The sequence below is a fragment of the Spirillospora sp. NPDC000708 genome, assembly GCF_040299565.1.
GTDB lineage: Bacteria > Actinomycetota > Actinomycetes > Streptosporangiales > Streptosporangiaceae > Spirillospora.
Genome location: NZ_JBEPCJ010000107.1, coordinates 1 through 18,296, shown reverse-complemented (window position 1 = coordinate 18,296; position 18,296 = coordinate 1). Strand labels below are relative to the sequence as shown.

Sequence of the window (18,296 nt, the reverse complement as noted above, 5' to 3'; positions counted from 1 at the left end):
GTGAGTCCACCATCCGTTCACCAGCGTTCCCGTCCCACCGGCACCGAAAGAACCGCCATGCGTCCGACCACCACTCAGGCCCGTCCGCTGGACGGGCTCGCGGCGACTCTCGGGATCGGACGGGGCGACTGGGGGGACACGGAGGTCACCGGGATCACGCACGACTCGCGCGCGGTGCGGCCCGGCGACGTGTACGCGGCGCTGCCCGGCGCCCGCACCCACGGCGCCGAGTTCTCCGCGCAGGCCGCCGCGGCGGGCGCGGCCGCGATCCTCACCGACGCCGCGGGCCGGGACCGGGCCGCCGCGACCGGCCTGCCCGTCCTGGTGGTCGCGGACGCGCGGGCGCGGCTCGGCGACGCGGCCGCCTGGGTGTACGGGGAGCCGGGACGCGACATCACGCTGATCGGCGTCACCGGCACCAGCGGCAAGAGCACCACGGCGTTCCTGGTCGAGGCCGGGCTGCACGCCGCGGGCATCACGACCGGGCTGGTCGGCGGCGTGGAGATCCGGGTCGCCGACGAGCGGGTGCCGAGCGCGCTGACCACGCCGGAGGCGACGGACCTGCACGCGCTGCTGGCGATGATGCGCGAGCGGGGCGTCGGCGCCGCGGCGATGGAGGTGTCGAGCCACGCGCTCGTGCAGGGCCGGGTCGGCGGCGCGCACTACGAGGTCGCCGTCTTCACCAACCTGTCCCAGGACCACCTGGACTACCACCCGACCATGCAGGACTACTTCCTGGCGAAGGCCCGGCTGTTCACGCCGGAGTACGCGCGGATCGGCGTGGTGAACCTCGACGACCACTACGGCCGCGAGCTGCTGGAGATCGCCCCGATCCCGATGACGACGTTCTCGGCGTCCGGCGACCCGGCGGCGGACTGGCGGGCCGAGGACGTGCGGGTCGGCGCGGACGGCAGCGTGTTCCGCGTCGTCGGGCCGGGCGGCGTCGAGGCCGACGCCTCGGTGCGGCTCGCCGGGCCGTTCAACGTCGCCAACGCGCTCGCCGCGATCGTCGCGCTGGTCGAGGCGGGGCTGGGGCTGCCCGCGGCGGTGCGCGGCGTCGCGTCGCTGGAGGGCGTTCCCGGGCGGCTGGAGCGGATCGACGAGGGCCAGGACTTCGTCGCGCTCGTCGACTACTCGCACAAGCCCGGCGCCGTCGAGGCGGTGCTCACCGCGCTGCGCCCCGTCACCGAGGGGTCCCTCGCGGTGGTGCTCGGCTGCGGCGGCGACCGCGACCGCGGCAAGCGCCCGCTGATGGGCGAGGCGGCGGCGCGGCTGGCCGACATGGCGTATTTCACCAACGACAACCCGAGGTCCGAAGATCCGCTCGCCATCCTCGCCGCTATGGTCGAGGGCGGGCTCAAGGTGCCGCAGCGGCACCGGGCGCACATCGTCGTGGAACCCGACCGCGCCGCCGCCATCGCACTGGCCGTCGGCCGGGCCCGCCGCGGCGACGTCCTCGTCGTCGCGGGCAAGGGCCACGAGCAGGGCCAGTACGCGGCCGGCGAGGTGCAGCCGTTCGACGACCGCGAGGTCGTCCGGGAGGCGCTGCGGCGTGCCGCGCCTCGGGAAGAGAAGTAGAGGGGACGGGACGCAGGCGTGATCCCACTTCCGCTGTCGACGATCGCGGAGATCACGGGGGGCACCGTTGACGGGGCCCCTCCGGACGCCGTGGCGGGCGGCCCCGTGGTCATCGACTCCCGCGCCGTGGAGCCCGGGGCGCTGTTCGCGGCGTTCAAGGGCGAGCACGCGGACGGGCACGACTTCGCGGCCGCCGCGCTGGCGGCCGGGGCCGCCGCGGTGCTGGCGCAGCGCCCGGTGGGCGGCCCGGCCGTGCTGGTCGAGGACGTGAAGGAGGCGCTCGGCCGGCTCGCGCGGGGCGTGCTGGAGCGGCTTCCGGACACGACGGTCGTCGCGGTCACCGGGTCGGCGGGCAAGACCTCCACCAAGGACCTGATCGCGCAGCTCGTCGGGCGGGCGGGGCCGACGGTGTGGCCGCCGGGCTCGTTCAACAACGAGATCGGGCTGCCGCTGACGGTGCTGCGCGCCGACGCCGAGACCCGGCACCTGGTGCTGGAGATGGGCGCCCGCGGCATCGGCCACATCGCCTACCTGACCGGGATCGCGCGTCCCGACGTCGGGGTGGTGCTGAACGTCGGCACCGCGCACATGGGCGAGTTCGGCAGCCGCGAGGCGATCGCGCGCGCCAAGGGCGAGATGGTCGAGGCGCTGCGCCCGGACGGCACCGCCGTGCTCAACGCCGACGACCCCCTGGTGAGCGCCATGGCGTCGCGCACCGCGGGCGAGGTCGTGACGTTCGGCCGGTCGGACGGCGCGGCGGTCCGCGCGGTGGACGAGACGCTCGACGAGCAGGGCCGGGGCCGGTTCACGCTGGTGACGCCGGAGGGCTCGGCGCCGGTCGCGCTGCGGCTGTACGGTTCGCACGCGGTCGCGAACGCGCTGGCCGCCGCGGCGGCGGCGCGCGCGGCGGGGCTGCCGGTGGACGAGATCGCCGCGGGGCTGTCGGAGGCGGAGCCGGCCAGCCGGTGGCGGATGGAGGTCACCGAGCGGGCCGACGGGGTGACGGTGGTCAACGACGCCTACAACGCCAACCCCGACTCGACGCGGGCCGCGATCGACGTGCTCGCGCACATGGCCCGCGGCCGGCGCGCGTACGCGGTACTGGGTGAAATGGCCGAACTGGGAGGTTCGTCCGCCGCGGAACATGCCAGGATCGGGCGGCACGCCGCGCGCAGCGGGCTGGACGGCCTCGTCGTCGTCGGCGCGAACGCGGCGGCGATGGCCGAAGGTGCCGCGGAGGTGGCGTCATGGACGGGAGAGTGCGTGCAGGTGGATGACGTCGGCGCGGCGGTGGCCGCGCTCAGCGAGCGGCTCGCGCCGCGGGACGTCGTGCTGGTGAAGGGATCCCGGGTGGCCGGGCTGGAACGGGTCGCCGAGGCGCTGCTGGCGCCGGACGGGCGGGCCGGTCGATGACCAACATCATCATCGCGGCCGGGTTCGCGTTGGTCTTCGTCATGGTCGGCACACCGGTGTGGATCCGGATCGTCAACCGGCTCGGCTACGGCCAGATGATCCGGGACGAGGGCCCCGAGGCCCACCTCACCAAGCGCGGCACCCCCACCATGGGCGGCACCGTCTTCATCGTCGGGTCGCTCGTGGGATACGCGCTCGCGCACCTGGTCACCGGACAGGCCCCGACGATCTCCGGTGTGCTGGTGCTGTTCCTGATGACGGGCCTGGGGTTCGTCGGCTTCGTCGACGACTTCATCAAGGTGTTCAAGCAGCGCAGCCTCGGCCTGCGCAGCGGCGCCAAGATGCTCGGCATCGTCCTCGTCGGGGTGGTCTTCGCGGTCGCCTCGCTGAACTTCCCCAACGGCTACGACATCACCCCCGCCGACCCCCACCTGTCCTTCCTGCGCGACTTCGGCCCCTCGATCGGCCCCTACCTGTTCGTCGTCTGGGCGCTGCTGCTGATCGCGGCGATGTCCAACGGCGTGAACCTCACCGACGGCCTGGACGGCCTCGCCGCCGGCCCCGCCGGCATGGTGCTGGCCGCCTACGTGATCATCGGCAACTGGCAGCTGCGCAACTCCTGCATGGCCTCGCTCGTCCCCAACTGCTACAACGTGCGCGACCCCCTGGACCTCGCGGTCGTGGCCGCGGCCGTGCTCGGCGGCGTGTTCGGCTTCCTGTGGTGGAACGCCCCCCCGGCGAAGATCTTCATGGGCGACACCGGCTCGCTGGCCCTCGGCGGCGTGCTGGTCGGCCTCGCGATCCTCACCCGCACCCAGTTCCTGCTGGCCATCCTCTGCGGCCTGATCGTGATGATCACCCTCTCGGTGATCATCCAGGTCGGCGGCTTCAAGATGACCAAGAAACGGGTGTTCAAGATGGCTCCGCTGCAGCACCACTTCGAGCTGTCCGGCTGGGCCGAGACCACCATCGTCGTGCGGTTCTGGCTGATGTCGGCGCTGTTCGTCGCGATGGGGCTCGGCATCTTCTACCTGGAATGGATGCCCAAGAAGTGACGATGAGTCCCTGGGACGGCCTCGCCGTCTGCGTCGCCGGGCTCGGCGTGTCCGGCCGGGCCGCCGCCCGCGCGCTCGCCGCGCGGGGCGCCCGCGTCACGGCCGTCGACGCCCGCGACGGCGACGAGCAGCGCGCGCAGGCCGCCGAGCTGGCGGAGCGCGGCGTCGCGGTCCGGCTCGGCGACGGCGAGACCCTCCCGGAGGGCACCGGCCTGGTCGTCACCTCGCCGGGATGGAAGCCGGACGCGCCGCTGCTCGCGGCGGCCGCCGCGGCCGGCGTCGAGATCATCGGCGAGGTGGAGCTGGCCTGGCGGCTGCGGCCGGAGGGCGCCGCGCCGTGGCTGGCCATCACCGGGACCGACGGCAAGACGACCGTCGTCCGGATGCTGGCGTGCATGCTGACGGCGGCGGGGCACAAGGCCCTCGCCGTCGGCAACGTCGGCACGCCGATCGTCGAGGCCGTCGCCGAGCCCTACGACGTGCTGGCGGTGGAGCTGTCGAGCTACCAGCTGCACTGGTCGAGCTCGCTGGCGCCGCTGGCGGCGACCGTGCTGAACATCGCGCCCGACCACCTCGACTGGCACGGCTCCATGGACGCCTACGTCGGCGCCAAGGCGAAGATCTTCGCGCCGGGCACCGTCGCGGTCTACAACGCCGACGACGACACCTCCACGGCGCTCGCCGAGGGCGCCGAGGGCGTCGAGCGGCGCGCCGGGTTCACGCTGCGGGTGCCGCGCCCCGGCGAGCTCGGCGTCGTCGAGGAGCTGCTGGTCGACCGCGCCTTCACCGCCGACCCGGCGGCCGAGGCCGCCGAACTGGCGGCGCTCGCGGACGTCCGCCCGTTCGCGCCGCACAACGTCGCCAACGCGCTCGCGGCGGCCGGGCTGGCGCGGGCCTTCGGGGTGCCGCCCGAGGCCGTCCGGGAGGGGCTGCGCTCGTTCGTGCCCGACCCGCACCGCATCCAGCACGTCGCCGACGTCGGCGGCGTCGCCTACGTCAACGACTCCAAGGCGACCCAGCCGCACGCGGCCGCCGCGTCCCTGGCCGCCTACGAGTCCATCGTGTGGATCGCGGGCGGCCTCCTCAAGGGCCTGGACGTCGACGACCTGGTGCGCACCTGCGCCGGCCGGCTGCGCGGCGTCGTGCTGATGGGCCGCGACCGGCACCGGCTCGCCGAGGCACTCGCGCGACACGCCGCCGATGTCCCGGTCGTCGACGTCGCCGACACCGACACTGGGGCCATGGACCGCGTCGTCACCGAAGCAGCCGCGCTCGCCCGTCCCGGCGACACCGTGCTGCTCGCCCCCGTCGGGGCCTCCTTCGACATGTTCGCCAACTACCCCGCCCGCGGCGAGGCGTTCATCGCCGCGGTGGAACGCCTCGCCGCCGCCGGAGACCCGCAGGCGTCATGACCACCGCCGTACCGGCCGAGGAGGGGCGGACGCGCCGGGCCGGGCCGCGCGAGCAGGTGGTCGCCGCGGTCGGGCTGCTCGACCGCCCCCTCACCTCCTACTACCTGGTGCTGAGCTGCTCGGTGATGCTGCTGGCGCTCGGCCTGACCATGGTGCTGTCGGCGTCGTCGGTCAAGCAGCTGCAGGAGACCGGGTCCGCCTACACGCTGTTCCAGAAGCAGGCCGTGTGGATGGTGATCGGGCTGCCGCTGATGTGGATGGCGTCCCGGCTGCCGGTGCGGACGTTCCGCGCGCTGGCCTACCCGCTGCTGCTGCTGTCGATCGTCGCGCTGGCGATGGTGCTGGTCCCCGGCCTCGGCCGCAGCGCCGGCGGCGCCACCCGCTGGATCGACCTCGGGCCCGTCCAGATCCAGCCGTCGGAGCCCGCCAAGCTCGCGCTGGTGCTGTGGGGCGCCGACCTGCTGGCCCGCAAGGAGCGGCTCGGCCAGCTCACCGAGTGGCGGCCGCTGCTGGTGCCGCTGCTGCCCGGCGCCGGGGTGCTGGTGCTGCTCGTCATGCTCGGCAACGACCTCGGCACCACCCTCGTGCTGCTGACGATCTTCCTGGCGCTGCTGTGGGTGGTCGGCGCGCCGGGCCGGCTGTTCGTCGGCATCGCCGGCCTGGTCTGCCTGCTGGTGTCGATCCTGATCATCGTCGAGCCGTACCGGATGCAGCGGCTCACCGGCTTCCTCGACCCGGCCGGCAACCGGTTGACCAGCAACTACCAGGGCATCCAGGGACTGTTCGCGGTCGCCTCCGGGGGGCTGTTCGGCACCGGCCTCGGGGAGGGGCGCGCCAAGTGGGACTACCTGCCGCACGCCGAGACCGACTTCATCTTCGCGATCGTCGGGGAGGAGTTCGGGCTGGTCGGCACCCTCGTCGTGCTCGGCCTGTTCGGCCTGCTGGCCTACGCGGGGCTGCGCATCGCCCGCCGGGTGAAGGACCCGTTCACCCGGCTCGCCGCCGCCGGCGCGACCGCCTGGCTGGTCGTCCAGGCCATCGTCAACATCGGCGCGGTGATCGGGGTGCTGCCGATCACCGGCATCCCGCTGCCGCTGGTCTCCTACGGCGGTTCCGCGCTCATCCCGACCCTGATCGCACTCGGGATGCTGCTGGCGTTCGCCAAACGCGAGCCCGGCGCGCGGCAAGCACTGTCCGCACGCGGCCCCGGACCGGTCGTGAGGGCTCTAAGCTGGCTGGGACTGGCACGGCGCTGAAATCCCCCCGCCGGGGTGCCGGCGACCCGGCGTCCGTCGCCCGCACGCGCCGAGTGCGGGGCGGACGGCACGCGAGCGGACGGCACCCGACACGTCGAACACGCTGAGGAGTTGTCAACGAGCATGAGGGTTGTCCTGGCCGGCGGCGGCACCGCCGGACACATCGAGCCCGCCCTGGCTCTCGCCGACGCGCTGCGCCGCAACGACCCCAACACGGGGATCGTCTGCCTCGGCACCGAACGGGGCCTGGAGACCCGGCTGGTCCCGCAGCGCGGCTACGAGCTCGCGCTGATCCCGCCGGTCCCGCTGCCGCGCACGCTGACCCCGCAGCTGCTGTCGGTCCCGGGGCGGCTGCGCGGCGCGATCAACGCGGCGGCGAACGTCCTCGACCAGGCCAGGGCCGACGTCCTGGTCGGCTTCGGCGGCTACGTCGCCACCCCCGGCTACCTGGCCGCGCGCAAGCGCAAGGTCCCGATCATCGTGCACGAGGCCAACCCGAAGCCGGGCCTGGCCAACAAGCTCGGCGCCCGCTTCACCGACCACGTCGCGGTGTCGCACCAGGACTCGCCGCTCCCGAACGCCACCTTCGTCGGCATCCCGCTGCGCCGCGAGATCGCGTCCCTGGACCGGCTGGCGATGGGCGACAAGGCCCGCTCCTACTTCGGCCTGCTGCCCGACCTGCCGACCCTGCTGATCTTCGGCGGGTCGCAGGGCGCCCGCTCCCTGAACCAGGCCGCGGTGGCCGCCGCGCCGTACTTCCGGCAGGCCGGCATCCAGGTGCTGCACATCGTCGGGCCGAAGAACACCGAGGAGCCGGAGCCGGCGCAGGGCGGCCCGCAGTACGTCACCATCCCGTACTGCGACCGGATGGACCTGGCCTACGCCGCCGCCGACATGGCGATGTGCCGGGCCGGCGCGATGACCTGCGCGGAGCTGGCCGCGGTCGCGCTCCCCGCGGTGTACGTGCCGCTGCCGATCGGCAACGGCGAGCAGCGGCTGAACGCCGAGCCGATCGTCGCGGCGGGCGGCGGCATGCTGGTCGACAACGCCGAGCTGTCGCCGGACTGGATCGCCCGGAACCTGCTGCCGGTGCTGGCCGACCCGGGCCGGGTCGCGCACATGTCCGAGGCGGCCGGGCGGATGGGCCGCCGGGACGCCGACGTCGCGCTGGCCCGGATGGTGTACGACGTGGTCCGCGCGGCGGGCGCCGCCCGATGAGCCTGATCGACCCGGGCGAGGTCGTCCCGGCCGGCGAGCTCGGCCGGGTCCACTTCATCGCCATCGGCGGGGCCGGCATGTCCGGCATCGCGCGGATCATGCTGCGCCGCGGCATCGCCGTGTCCGGCAGCGACGCGCGCGACTCCGAGCTGCTCGGCCAGCTCGGCGACCTCGGCGCGAAGGTGTTCGTCGGGCACGACGCCGCGCACGTCGGCGACGCCGACACCGTCGTGGTGTCCACCGCCATCCGGGAGGCCAACCCCGAGCTGGTCGCCGCGCGCGAGCGCGGGCTGCGGGTGCTGCACCGCTCGGCGGCGCTCGCCTCGCTGATGGCGGGGCGGCGCGCCGTCGCCGTCGCCGGGACGCACGGCAAGACCACCACGACGTCGATGCTGACGGTCGCGCTGCAGCACGCGGGCGCCGACCCGTCGTACTGCATCGGCGGCCAGCTCGTCACGACGGGGCTCGGCGCCGACGAGGGCACCGGGGACGTGTTCGTCGCCGAGGCCGACGAGAGCGACGGCTCGTTCCTCATGTACACCCCGCACATCGCGGTCGTCACCAACGTCGAGGCCGACCACCTCGACAACTACGGCGGCTTCGAGATGGTGAAGGAGAACTTCGCCCGGTTCGTCGACCGGATCGAGCCGGGCGGGACGCTCGTCGCCGGCGCCGACGACCCGGTCGCGCTGGAGCTGGCCGACCGGGCGCGGGCGCGGGGGCTGACCGTCCGGACGTACGGGGAGGCGGAGGGCGCCGACCTGCGGGTGACCGGGTTCACCCCGCGCGGCCTCGGCTCCCGCTTCGCGATCGAGGGCGCCGGCGAGGTGGCGCTCGGCGTCCCGGGCCGGCACAACGCGCTCAACGCCGCGGCGGTCGTCGCGGTCGCGCAGGCGCTCGGCGTGGACGGCGCGGCGGTGCGGGAGGGGCTCGCCGCGTTCGGCGGCGCGATGCGGCGGCTGGAGCGCAAGGGCGAGGCGGGCGGCGTCGAGGTGTTCGACAGCTACGCCCACCACCCGACCGAGCTGACCGCCGACCTGGAGGCCACCCGCGACTACCTGGGGGAGAAGGCCGCGTCCGGCGGCGCCGCCGGACGCATCGTCGCGGTGTTCCAGCCGCACCTGTACAGCCGCACCCGGTTCTTCGCCGCCGAGTTCGGCGCCGCGCTCGGCATGGCCGACGTCGCGGTGGTGCTGGACGTCTACGGCGCCCGCGAGGACCCGGAGCCCGGCGTGACGGGCGCGCTCGTCGCCGACGCCGTCCCCGCCGGGACCGAGACCGTCTACGCGCCCGCCCGGGACGAGGTCCCCGGCCTGGCGGCCTCGCTCGCCCGACCCGGCGACGTGGTGATCACGCTGGGCGCGGGCGACGTGACCGCGCTCGGCCCGCTGGTGCTGGAGCGGCTCGCGACCCGCTGAGCGGCGGGCCGGGCCGCCGTCGAGGGGGACACGCCGCCGCGCGGACGTTCGGCGCCGCGCGGCCCGATCACTGTCAAGCTGGGGTCATGACCGAGGCGCGGACGGACCAACCGGAGAGCGGGACCGAGGACCCGGCGGCCGTGCCGGAGCCCGCCGCCGGCCGGCCCCGCGGGGGCCGCTGGAAAGTGATCTTCGTCGCGCTGCTCGTGCTCGGCGCGCTGGCCGCGGTCGGCTGGGTGCTGCTCGGCTCGAAGCTGCTGGTGGTGCGGCACGTGGAGGTGAGCGGCGCCGCGCTCGCGCCGCGCGACCGGATCGTCGCCGCCGCCGGGATCCGCCTCGGCGTCCCGATGGCGCGGCTGGACACCGGGGAGGTCAGGGCGCGGGTGGAGCGGCTCCGCGAGGTGGAGTCCGCCGAGGTCAGGCGGGACTGGCCCGCCACGGTCCGGATCGTCGTGCGGGAGCGCGTCCCGGTGGCGGTGCTGGAGCGCGGCGGCCGCTACGAGCGCCTCGACCGGCACGGGGTGACCGTCGCGGACGGGGCGTCGCGCCCGGCCGGGCTCCCTGAGCTGACCGTCTCCTCGCCCGGGCCGTCCGACCCGGCGACGCTCGCGGCCCTCAAGGTGCTCACCGGGCTGCCGGACCGGCTGCGCGGCCGGGTCGAGGAGGTGGAGGCGGCCGATCCCGGGTCCGTGGAGCTGCGCATGAAGGGCGGCCTGACGGTGACGTGGGGCCCGCCGGAGCGCGCGGCGGAGAAGATCCGGCTGCTGGACTCGGTGGAGCGCACCGCGTCGGGGCGGTCCCTGCACGCCATCGACGTCAGCTCGCCGGAGGTCCTGATCACGCGCTGATCAGCGGTGCGGGGCGGTCGAATGTCAAGCCGTTCGGGTCCGGTGCGTGTGTCGGGGCGATTCCGGGCGGCCGATGGGGCACGCTGGAACGGTCGGCCGGAGTTCGGCCGGCCTGGACGGACCGGAGGGCGGGCGGCGGTGCACTGAGCGGCAGGCGGCGGACACGTCCGTCGCCAACCAGGGCAAACCCGTGCCCAGTGCGACACGCCGGTGGAGTTCGGGGGAGGTTAGTTGACCCTGGCGGTAAGGCCGCCCTACTGTCCGTATCAGTCCTCAGGTTGACATAACTGTAAGCCTCAAGTTGAGGGTGAGGGTTGAGGGTGGATCGGATCGACGGTCGGTTCCGCCCACGGCCCGCGCCGAAAAAGCGCACAGGTCAGGAAACTCCGCGGCGGACGGTCGGCAGACCGGACCGGCGGGTCGGATAGAGCGAGCGGAAAGGCCCCTCGTCGTGGCAGCACCGCAGAACTACCTCGCGGTCATCAAGGTCGTCGGTATCGGCGGCGGCGGCGTCAACGCCGTCAACCGGATGATCGAGGAGGGACTCAAGGGCGTCGAGTTCATCGCGATCAACACGGACGCCCAGGCGCTGCTGATGAGTGACGCCGACGTGAAGCTGGACGTGGGCCGCGAGCTCACCCGGGGCCTCGGCGCCGGAGCGAACCCGGACGTCGGCCGCAAGGCCGCCGAGGACCACCGGGAGGAGATCGAGGAGGTGCTCAAGGGCGCCGACATGGTCTTCGTCACCGCCGGGGAGGGCGGCGGCACCGGCACCGGCGGCGCGCCCGTGGTCGCCAACATCGCCCGGTCGCTCGGCGCCCTGACGATCGGCGTGGTCACCCGCCCGTTCAGCTTCGAGGGCAAGCGCCGCGCGATGCAGGCCGAGGCCGGCATCGAGACGCTGCGCGACGAGGTCGACACCCTCATCGTGATCCCCAACGACCGGCTGCTGTCGATCTCCGACCGGCAGGTCAGCGTGCTGGACGCGTTCAAGGCCGCCGACCAGGTGCTCCTGTCCGGTGTCCAGGGCATCACCGACCTGATCACCACCCCGGGCCTGATCAACCTGGACTTCGCCGACGTCAAGTCCGTCATGTCCGGGGCCGGCTCGGCGCTGATGGGCATCGGCTCGGCGCGCGGCGACGACCGCAGCGTCGCCGCCGCGGAGATGGCGATCTCCAGCCCGCTGCTGGAGGCCAGCATCGACGGCGCGCACGGCGTGCTGCTGTCCATCTCCGGCGGCTCCGACCTCGGCCTGTTCGAGATCAACGAGGCGGCGCAGCTCGTCTCGAACGCGGCGGCACCGGACGCCAACATCATCTTCGGCGCGGTCATCGACGACGCGCTCGGCGACGAGGTGCGGGTCACCGTGATCGCGGCGGGCTTCGACGAGGGGCGCCCTACCCGGCCGGCCCCTGAGCCGGAGACCAAGCGCGCCGCCCCGCCGCCCCGCCCGGTGCCGCCGCCCGCCGCGCCGCCCGCGCCGTCCAACCCGATCCCGAGCCGGGTCGGCCGCTCCGACACCGGTCCGCAGCCCGCGCCGCACCAGTCGGTCGCGCAGGCCGCCGCCGCGCCGCAGCCGTCCACGCCGCTCGCCGCGCCCGTCCCGGCGCCCGCGCCGCGGCCCGAGGCCGAGCGCTCCCCGGGACCGGCCGGCGACGACCGGGCCGGCGGCCGCGGCGGGTCGCCTCCCGGCGACCCGTCCCGCTCCGAGCCCGCCCGCGGCGAGTCGCAGCCGTCCTCCCCGCCGGCGCAGCACGCCGACCGCGACCAGGGCTCCGCCGAGTCCGGCTCGCGCGCCCCCGCGCCGCGCCCGTCCGCCGAGTCGTCCCCCTCCCGGGTGCACGCCGGCGAGAACGACGGCGGCCCCGCCCCCGCCGGAGGACGCCGCCGTCCGGTCGTGTTCGACGAGGACGACGACCTCGACGTGCCCGACTTCCTGAAGTGATCACCACCGTCGCCCTGGGCGACGGCGTCGGCGCCGCCTTCACCGGGCGGTCCGGCGGCGTGAGCACGGCCCCCTACGACTCCCTCAACCTCGGCGGAGCGGTCGGCGACGACCCGGCCGCCGTCACCGCCAACCGGCGGCGCGCGGCCGCCGCGCTCGGCGTCGACCCCGCGCGCACCGTCTGGATGCGGCAGGTGCACGGCGCCGACGTCGCGTTCGTCACCGCCCCCGCCGACGCCGGCGACCACGGCCCGGTCGACGCGATCGTCACCACCGTCCCCGGCCTGGTCCTCGCGGTGCTCGTCGCCGACTGCGCCCCCGTCCTGCTGGCCGACCCCGCCGCCGGGGTGGCCGGCGCGGCCCACTCCGGCCGGCCCGGCACCGCCGCCGGCGTCGTCCCCGCGCTGGTCAAGGCGATGTGCGAGCGCGGCGCCGACCCCGCGCGCATCCGCGCCGCGATCGGCCCCGCCGCGTGCGGCGGCTGCTACGAGGTGCCCGCCGAGATGCGCGACGAGGTCGCCGCCGTGGTGCCCGCCGCCCACGCGACGACCGCGAAGGGCACCCCGGGCCTCGACATCCGCGCCGGGATCGCCGCGCAGCTCGCGGCGAGCGGGGTGGACGACGTCCGCGTCGACCCGCGCTGCACCATCGAGACGCCCGGCCTCTTCTCCTACCGACGCGACGGCCGCACCGGCCGGTTCGCCGGATTCGTCTGGCTCGAGGACGAGGGCCGCTCCTCCACGCGAGGTGGCGCGTGACCTCCGGCGCGCCGAGCGGCGCTCCGGCCCCGGACGAGCGGCGCGCGGAGCTCGCCGAGAGCCTCGCGGAGGTCCGCGGCCGGATCGCCGCCGCCTGCGCCGCCGCCGGGCGCGACCCCGCCGAGCTCACCCTGATCGCGGTGACCAAGACCTTCCCCGCCTCCGACGTGCGGCTGCTGGCCGGACTCGGCCTCACCGAGGTCGGCGAGAACCGCGACCAGGAGGCGCGGCCCAAGGCGGCCGAATGCGCCGACCTGCCGCTCACCTGGCACTTCGTCGGCCGGCTCCAGACCAACAAGGCCCGCGCGGTCGCCTCCTACGCCGACGTCGTGCACTCGGTCGACCGGTCCCGGCTGGTCACCGCGCTGTCGGACGCCGCCGTCCGGTCCGGCCGCACGCTGCGCTGCCTCGTCCAGGTCTCGCTGGACGAGGCCGAGCACCGCGGCGGCGCGGCCCCGGCCGACGTCCCGGCGCTCGCCGAGGCGATCGCCGAGGCCGGCGGCCTGGAGCTCGGCGGGCTGATGGCCGTCGCGCCGCTCGGCGCCGACCCGCTGCCCGCCTTCGAGCGGCTCGCCGCTGTCGCGGCGCGATTGCGGCGGAACCATCCGGACGCCCGGATCGTCTCTGCGGGCATGAGCGGTGATCTGGAGCAGGCGATCGCGTGCGGCGCGACACACCTGCGCATCGGTACGGCGTTGCTCGGCGGCCGACGGGCAATCGTCAGGTAATGTCCCGGGAGTGGTACCTGCCGGAACGCGGGCCCACGTAGACGGATCGGTCCAGCGGTGCCGGAGGCGCCGGGGTGCCGCGGCCACAGGACACGGAGGGGCGTATGGCCAGCGCGATGCGCAAGATGGCGGTCTACCTCGGCCTGGTGGAGGACGACCGCTACGACGACAAGTACGGCGACGAGTACGACTACGAGCCCTACGACGACGAGACCGACCCCGGTCAGGGGCGCCGTCGCGAGGACGAATCCGGCGGTCAGCTTACCCGAGCCGAGGAGACCGCGGACCGGGAACGCGATCATCACGCGGTGTCACCCCCGGAGCGACGCTCCGTGGCGCTCTACGAGTCCGGTACCACCGACCTTGCGCGCATCACTACGCTGCACCCTAGGACCTACAACGAGGCGAGGACCATCGGGGAGCACTTCCGTGAGGGCACACCGGTGATCATGAATCTGACCGAGATGGTCGACAGCGACGCCAAACGGCTCGTCGACTTCGCGGCGGGTCTCGTGTTCGGCCTGCACGGGAGCATCGAGCGTGTTACCAACAAGGTGTTCCTCCTCTCACCCGCCAACGTGGAGGTGACCGCGGAGGACAAGGCCCGGATGGCAGAACGAGGGTTCTTCAACCAAAGCTGACAGCCACATGCGAGAGTGTCCGTGAACATCGTTGGACAGGTGCTGACGTACCTCCTGTACATCTTCCTGCTGTTCCTGATCGGCAGGCTGATCCTGGAGGTGCTGCAGTCGTTCGCCAGGCAGTGGCGTCCCAGAGGGGTGGTGCTCGTGATCGCCGAGGCGACCTACACCATCACCGATCCGCCGCTGAAGCTGCTGAGGCGTTTCATCCCTCCCATACGGCTGGGTAACGTGGCGCTGGACCTCAGTTTCACCTTCCTCATCTTTGTGGTGTGGGTCTTGATCATCTTCGTGCAGAGGCTCTGATCGGATACCGTCCTTTGGGACAGACTCCAAGCGCGCCAAGGAGACGAACATGCCGCTGACACCCGCCGATGTGCGGAACAAGCAGTTCAGTACCACCAGGCTGAGGCCGGGGTACGACGAGGAGGAGGTGGACGCCTTCCTCGACGAGGTCGAGGCCGAGCTCGACCGCCTCATCCAGGAGAACGAGGAGCTGCGGGCCAAGCTCGCCGAGTGCCTCCGTGGCAAGGTCCCCGCCATGGCCGCCCCCATCGTGGAGCCCAAGCCGGACGTTCAGAAGATCCCGGAGCCTCCCCGCCCCGAGCCGCAGCCGCAGCCCGAGCCGGAGCCCGTCCCCCTCGGCCTCGGCATGGCGCCGGCGCCCACGGGCGAGGACAACATGGACACCGCCGCGCGCGTGCTGGCGCTGGCGCAGCAGACCGCCGACCAGGCGATCGCCGACGCCCGCCGCGAGGCCGACGAGACGCTCGGCCGCGCCCGCCGCGAGGCCGAGGAGATCCTCGGCAAGGCCCGCCGGCAGGCCGACCAGATCGTCAGTGAGGCCCGCTCCCGCGCCGAGGCGCTCGACCGCGACGCCCAGGAGCGGCACCGCCAGGTCATGGGCTCGCTCGTGCAGCAGCGCGAGGAGCTCGAGCGCGAGGTCGACAACCTGCGCGCCTTCGAGCGCGAGTACCGCAGCCGCCTGAAGGTGTACCTGGAGGGCCAGCTGCGCGACCTGGAGGCCGGCAGCACCGAGACCGGCGCGTTCGCCGCCGTCCCGGGCGCGGCGCCCTCGATGGCGCAGCCGACCGGGCCGCAGCAGCCGTCCGTCTCGCAGCCCGCGCCGCAGCCGGGCCCGCAGAGCCAGCTGCCGCACAGCGAGAACCGCAACGGCGGAGCCGGCTCCAACCCCGCCGGGCCGACCTTCCCGTCGCCCGCCGAGCACACCCAGCAGGTGCAGCACTCGGCGACCGGCGCGTTCCACTCCGGCGGCGGTGACAACCCGCCGCACGAGAGGCGCTGACGCGGGCACCGCAGGCGATAGTGTCGTTCCGATCGCCGCGCCGAGGATGGCATCGCCGCCGTCCCGGCGGCGTCGGCGTGACACCTGGGCCTGAAGGGCGGCCCGGAGCCGAGCGGTCCGAACGAGGGGGAGAGACCCTGTGATCATCCTGAGTGGCGTTCTCGTGGTGGCGGCGATCGCCCTGCTGGTTGCGGGGATCGTCGCCGGCAACGGAGACAGCGCACAGGTCTTCGGCCTGGACGCGCTGGTGGTGATCTACATTTCGATCGCCGTCAGCATCGTCTCCGCGCTGTGCCTGGCCATCGGGGTGTTCCTGCGCCGCAAGGAGCTCTTCGGCACCGGGGCCCCCGCCGCGCCGGCCAGGAAGGGCGGGAAGGCCAAGCGCCCGCGGCCGGCTCCGCCGGTGCCCGCGGCCAAGAGCGCGTCCGGCGCCCCCGCGGCGACCCGGCCGGCCCTGGACGCCCCGGCCGAGCCCGACGACGAGGTCGAGATCCCCGTCCAGCCCGTCGACGTGCCCGACGACGCCCTGGTGTTCGTCGTGCGCGGACGCAAGCGCTACCACCTCGACACGTGCCGACAGCTCGCCGGGCGCGACACCGAGGAGCTCACCTACGCCGAGGCCAAGGAGGAGGGGTTCAGCCCCTGCACCGCCTGCATGCCCGACACCGCACTGGCGGCGCGCGCCGCGGCGTCGGGACCCGGGTCACCCGGCCCGGGCAGGACGGTCACGGACGGCCCCGACCTCACCAAGCCCGGCGTGGAGCGCTCCGCGGCCGGTCCGGAGGGCGGCCTGGCCGGGCTGGCGAAGCCCGCGCACGCCGCTCCCTCCGCGCCGCACTCCGCGCCCCACTCCGCGCCCCCGCCCTTCGGCCCGACCGCGGAGATCCCCCGCGTCCCGGAGCCGGGCGAGCCGGAGCACGACCGCCCGTCGGCCGGTCGCCACGCGGAGGCGCCGTCCGGCCGCGTGCCGTCCGCCTGGCCGTCCTCGCCCGCCGACCCCGACCCGGAGCCGGAGAGCGCCCCGGCCTCGTTCCGCAGCCCCGCCGGGCCGACGCTGACGGACATCCCCGTCGCCGGTCTGGCGCCGCGGGAGCCCGAGCGGGCCGAGGAGCCCGCCGACGAGCCGCAGGCGTCCGAGACCGCCCAGACGGCCGAGACGCCCGAGACGTTCGAGGCGCCCGAGCCGCCGGTGCGGGAGCCGGAGCCCGAGCGGGAGGCCCCGCACGCGGAGGAGCGGCCCGCCGGATCCGGGCCGACCGACGTGACCACCGACCTCGGCGCCGATCCGCTGAACCTGGGCGAGGCGGCCGCCCCGCGCCCCCGCGACGCCGACGAGGCGGCCGTGCCCGCGCCCGCCGAGCCCGCCGCGGACGAGCGGCCTGCCGACGACGGCCACGACGAGCCCGCCGAACCCGCCGAGGCGGCGGACGCCGACGACGACGGCCCGCAGGTCCGCATCCTCAGCGGCACGAAGCGCTACCACCGCACCGACTGCGCGCTGATCGAGGACATCGGCGACGAGGCCGACGACTTGGAGGCGCTGTCGCGCGCCGAGGCCAAGGCCCGCGGCTGCACGCCCTGCCTCGTCTGCCAGCCCGACCGGGAGCACGCACGGGACTGAACGTCCCGGCACCCCTTCCGCACTTGCCGCGAGACGGGCCGCCCGGCGGCGTGACCGCCGTCCGGGGCGGCCCGCTCCCGTCGTCCGGGAGCGGGCGGGTCAGCGGTGCCGGCGGCGTTCGGCGCGGAGCTCGCGGAGGCGCTCGCGGCGTTCGTCGCGGCGCCGGTGCACGTCCGAGTGCCGCTCCAGCATCCGCTCGTGGTGCTCCTCCATCCGCTCCAGGTGCCGCCGGTGGCGCTCCAGGTGCCGGTCGCGCCGGGAGGGCCGCTCGCCGGCCTCGCGGCGGTGCACGTTGATCCCGCCGAAGATCACCATGCCGGTGAGCCGGATCAGCGGCGCGTCCGGGTCGGTGACGTCGTCGGGCAGGTCGGCGCCGCCGAACACCATCGCGGCGGAGTTGGTCACCCGCACGCCGGGCGGCACCGTGATGTCGATGCCGCCGAACAGGCAGCTGACGTTGACGGTGACCTCGCCCTGGCTCAGGACGGCCTGCCGGAAGTCCAGGTCGACGCCGCCGAACACGCACGAGACGTTGGTGGTCGGCTCGACGAGCCAGCGTCCCCGGCGGGTCACCCCGCTGAAGATCGCCACCAGGTTCGGCGACTGCGGGACGGGCGGCGGCAGCGGCGCCTCGTCCTTGTGGAGGCGCACCTTCGGCCGCGGCGCCTGCTCGGACGGCAGGTCGGCGAGGACCGGTTCGAGGTCGGCGTAGGTCTTGGCCCGGTAGACGGCGTCGATGCGCTCGGCGTGCTCCTCCGGCGTGATGCGGCCCTCCGCGAGGGCCTCGCGCAGACGGTCGGCGACCTGGTCGCGGTCGGCGTCCGAGGCGCGCATGCGCGCGGGGGCATCGGGCTCGGAGGGCTGCTCGGGAAGGTTCACGGGACCATCATCGCAAACGCGACAACCCAAACGCGATGTGTCGCGAAAAACCCGGCCCGTCCTTCCGAGCCGGTCGAACACGTCGATGGAAGACCGGACCTCGGCCACGGCCACGGGCAGGCACGCGGAGCGAGCGCCAGCGAGCGCAGCGGGCATGCCCGACGACTGACAGGCTGTTTCGCCGCGGAGCGCTAGCGGAGCGGCGAAACAGCCGGTC

16 protein-coding genes are annotated in these 18,296 nt (G+C 74.6%); 15 read left to right on the top strand and 1 reads right to left on the bottom strand.

Features of this window, described 5'->3' with window-relative positions:
- The first annotated feature begins 57 nt into the window (after positions 1 to 57).
- The 15 genes from ABT299_RS45110 to ABT299_RS45040 all read left to right on the top strand — a co-directional run bounded on the left by ABT299_RS45110 (position 58) and on the right by ABT299_RS45040 (position 17,200).
- Entirely contained in the window at positions 58 to 1,578 is a 1,521-nt protein-coding gene (locus tag ABT299_RS45110) for a UDP-N-acetylmuramoyl-L-alanyl-D-glutamate--2,6-diaminopimelate ligase (protein ID WP_500254570.1), read from the top strand.
- Between the two features lie 18 nt (positions 1,579 to 1,596).
- Positions 1,597 to 2,991: a UDP-N-acetylmuramoyl-tripeptide--D-alanyl-D-alanine ligase gene (locus ABT299_RS45105; RefSeq protein WP_500254569.1), complete on the top strand. Its 1,395-nt coding sequence runs from the start codon at positions 1,597 to 1,599 to the stop codon at positions 2,989 to 2,991.
- Positions 2,988 to 4,046 carry a phospho-N-acetylmuramoyl-pentapeptide-transferase gene (mraY, locus tag ABT299_RS45100; RefSeq protein ID WP_387030143.1) on the top strand — a complete coding sequence of 353 codons (1,059 nt, stop codon included), beginning with the start codon at positions 2,988 to 2,990 and terminating at the stop codon, positions 4,044 to 4,046. The genes ABT299_RS45105 and mraY overlap by 4 nt, the downstream gene beginning before the upstream one ends.
- 2 nt (positions 4,047 to 4,048) lie before the next feature.
- A complete protein-coding gene (gene murD, locus ABT299_RS45095; RefSeq protein WP_500254568.1) occupies positions 4,049 to 5,458 on the top strand; it encodes a UDP-N-acetylmuramoyl-L-alanine--D-glutamate ligase in 1,410 nt (469 codons plus the stop codon).
- Complete coding sequence (ftsW, locus tag ABT299_RS45090) at positions 5,455 to 6,714, top strand: putative lipid II flippase FtsW (protein ID WP_190868762.1); 1,260 nt, start codon at positions 5,455 to 5,457, stop codon at positions 6,712 to 6,714. Before murD ends, ftsW begins: the two co-directional genes overlap by 4 nt.
- A 123-nt stretch (positions 6,715 to 6,837) precedes the next feature.
- Positions 6,838 to 7,932 carry an undecaprenyldiphospho-muramoylpentapeptide beta-N-acetylglucosaminyltransferase gene (murG, locus tag ABT299_RS45085; RefSeq protein WP_190868763.1) on the top strand — a complete coding sequence of 365 codons (1,095 nt, stop codon included), beginning with the start codon at positions 6,838 to 6,840 and terminating at the stop codon, positions 7,930 to 7,932.
- Positions 7,929 to 9,350, top strand: a complete 1,422-nt coding sequence (murC, locus tag ABT299_RS45080; RefSeq protein WP_500254567.1) for a UDP-N-acetylmuramate--L-alanine ligase — start codon at positions 7,929 to 7,931, stop codon at positions 9,348 to 9,350. The genes murG and murC overlap by 4 nt, the downstream gene beginning before the upstream one ends.
- Positions 9,351 to 9,436: 86 nt before the next feature.
- Positions 9,437 to 10,198 (top strand): cell division protein FtsQ/DivIB, encoded by a 762-nt coding sequence (locus ABT299_RS45075; RefSeq protein WP_190868765.1) that lies wholly within the window; start codon positions 9,437 to 9,439, stop codon positions 10,196 to 10,198.
- Between the two features lie 451 nt (positions 10,199 to 10,649).
- Complete coding sequence (gene ftsZ, locus ABT299_RS45070; protein ID WP_387030136.1) at positions 10,650 to 12,146, top strand: cell division protein FtsZ; 1,497 nt, start codon at positions 10,650 to 10,652, stop codon at positions 12,144 to 12,146.
- Positions 12,143 to 12,904, top strand: a complete 762-nt coding sequence (gene pgeF, locus ABT299_RS45065) for a peptidoglycan editing factor PgeF (protein WP_190862280.1) — start codon at positions 12,143 to 12,145, stop codon at positions 12,902 to 12,904. The genes ftsZ and pgeF overlap by 4 nt, the downstream gene beginning before the upstream one ends.
- Entirely contained in the window at positions 12,901 to 13,632 is a 732-nt protein-coding gene (locus ABT299_RS45060) for a YggS family pyridoxal phosphate-dependent enzyme (protein ID WP_500254566.1), read from the top strand. Before pgeF ends, ABT299_RS45060 begins: the two co-directional genes overlap by 4 nt.
- A gap of 104 nt (positions 13,633 to 13,736) precedes the next feature.
- Entirely contained in the window at positions 13,737 to 14,273 is a 537-nt protein-coding gene (locus ABT299_RS45055; protein ID WP_190862283.1) for a cell division protein SepF, read from the top strand.
- A 21-nt stretch (positions 14,274 to 14,294) separates the two neighbouring features.
- Positions 14,295 to 14,579 carry a YggT family protein gene (locus tag ABT299_RS45050; RefSeq protein ID WP_151547235.1) on the top strand — a complete coding sequence of 95 codons (285 nt, stop codon included), beginning with the start codon at positions 14,295 to 14,297 and terminating at the stop codon, positions 14,577 to 14,579.
- Positions 14,580 to 14,628: 49 nt separating this feature from the next.
- On the top strand, positions 14,629 to 15,579 hold the full coding sequence (locus ABT299_RS45045) for a DivIVA domain-containing protein (protein ID WP_190862285.1): 951 nt from the start codon (positions 14,629 to 14,631) through the stop codon (positions 15,577 to 15,579).
- 139 nt (positions 15,580 to 15,718) lie between these two features.
- A complete protein-coding gene (locus ABT299_RS45040; RefSeq protein ID WP_500254565.1) occupies positions 15,719 to 17,200 on the top strand; it encodes a hypothetical protein in 1,482 nt (493 codons plus the stop codon).
- Between the two features lie 99 nt (positions 17,201 to 17,299).
- Here the strand turns inward: ABT299_RS45040 and ABT299_RS45035 are convergent, their stop codons facing one another.
- Positions 17,300 to 18,079 (bottom strand): DUF1707 SHOCT-like domain-containing protein, encoded by a 780-nt coding sequence (locus ABT299_RS45035; protein ID WP_347256917.1) that lies wholly within the window; start codon positions 18,077 to 18,079, stop codon positions 17,300 to 17,302.
- Positions 18,080 to 18,296 lie beyond the last annotated feature (217 nt).

Bases quoted from the DNA above. Each gene is read 5' to 3' on its own strand.
- ABT299_RS45110 (WP_500254570.1), top strand. From the start codon at position 58: ATGCGTCCGACCACCACTCAGGCCCGTCCGCTGGACGGGCTCGCGGCG.
- mraY (WP_387030143.1), top strand. From the start codon at position 2,988: ATGACCAACATCATCATCGCGGCCGGGTTCGCGTTGGTCTTCGTCATG.
- murD (WP_500254568.1), top strand. From the start codon at position 4,049: ATGAGTCCCTGGGACGGCCTCGCCGTCTGCGTCGCCGGGCTCGGCGTG.
- ftsW (WP_190868762.1), top strand. From the start codon at position 5,455: ATGACCACCGCCGTACCGGCCGAGGAGGGGCGGACGCGCCGGGCCGGG.
- murG (WP_190868763.1), top strand. From the start codon at position 6,838: ATGAGGGTTGTCCTGGCCGGCGGCGGCACCGCCGGACACATCGAGCCC.
- murC (WP_500254567.1), top strand. From the start codon at position 7,929: ATGAGCCTGATCGACCCGGGCGAGGTCGTCCCGGCCGGCGAGCTCGGC.
- ABT299_RS45075 (WP_190868765.1), top strand. From the start codon at position 9,437: ATGACCGAGGCGCGGACGGACCAACCGGAGAGCGGGACCGAGGACCCG.
- ABT299_RS45055 (WP_190862283.1), top strand. From the start codon at position 13,737: ATGGCCAGCGCGATGCGCAAGATGGCGGTCTACCTCGGCCTGGTGGAG.
- ABT299_RS45045 (WP_190862285.1), top strand. From the start codon at position 14,629: ATGCCGCTGACACCCGCCGATGTGCGGAACAAGCAGTTCAGTACCACC.